The organism is Nonomuraea endophytica (assembly GCF_014203235.1).
Classification (GTDB): domain Bacteria; phylum Actinomycetota; class Actinomycetes; order Streptosporangiales; family Streptosporangiaceae; genus Nonomuraea; species Nonomuraea endophytica.
Window position 1 is genome coordinate 1 of the sequence record NZ_JACHIN010000047.1, and the last position, 1,078, is coordinate 1,078.

At 71.7% G+C, this 1,078-nt stretch carries 1 protein-coding gene; it reads left to right on the forward strand.

What is annotated here, in order from left to right:
- Window positions 1–1,078, forward strand: a 1,078-nt coding sequence (locus tag HNR40_RS53450) for an IS110 family RNA-guided transposase (RefSeq protein ID WP_221341940.1), incomplete at both ends; no start/stop codon positions are given.

Genomic DNA, 1,078 nt, shown 5'->3' on the forward strand with positions numbered 1-1,078 from the left:
CGGACGGGCGATCAAACGGTTCAGCGTCCCGCACACCGGCACCGGGCTGCGGGATCTGGTCCGCAAGCTCCAGGCCGCGGGAGTGGCCGAGGTGGCGATCGAGCGCGGTGACGGCAAGGTCGTCGACGCATTGCTGGACGCCGAGCTGACGGTAGTGGTGATCAGCCCGAACCAGCTGAAGAACCTGCGCTCCCGTTACGGGTCGGCGGGTAACAAAGACGACCGGTTCGACGCGTTCATCTTGGCCGACACTCTGCGCACCGACCGGGCCCGGCTGCGTCCGTTGGTTCCCGACAGCCCCGCCACGGTCACGCTGCGGCAGACCTGCCGAGCCCGCCGGGACCTGGTCGCCCACCGGGTGGCGCTGGCCAACCAGCTGCGCGCCCACCTGCAGATCGCCTTCCCCGGCGCGGTCGGCCTGTTCGCCGATATCGACAGCCCGATCAGCCTGGCGTTCCTGCACCGCTTCGACTGCCAGGACCGCGCCGGCTGGCTCTCGCCCCGCCGGCTGGCCGTCTGGCTGCGCAGCGTCGGCTACTGCGGCCGCACCGACCCCGCGGTGCTGCACCAGCGCCTGGCCGACGCGCCCACCGGCGCGATCGGCGACGACGGAGCCGCCAAAGCCCACATCACCCGGGCGATGCTCGCCGTGCTGACCAGCCTGCACGAGCAGATCGCCGTCCTGGAACGTCAGATCGCCGAGCAACTCGCCCTGCACGCTGACGCTCATATCTTCACCTCCCTGCCTCGCTCGGGCACCGTCCGGGCAGCCAGGCTGCTGGCCGAGATCGGCGACTGCCGCGCCCGCTTCCCCACCCCCGAGGCCCTGGCCTGCCTCGCCGGTGTCGCTCCCTCCACCCGGCAATCGGGAAAGGTCAAACACGTCGCCTTCCGCTGGGCGGTCGACAAGCAACTGCGCGACGCCGTCTGCGACTTCGCCGGTGACAGCCGACGCGCCAACCCCTGGGCCGCCGACCTCTACAACCGGGCCCGAGCCCGCGGCCACGACCACCCGCACGCCGTCCGCATCCTCGCCCGCGCCTGGCTGTTCGTGATCTGGCACTGCTGGCAGGACGGC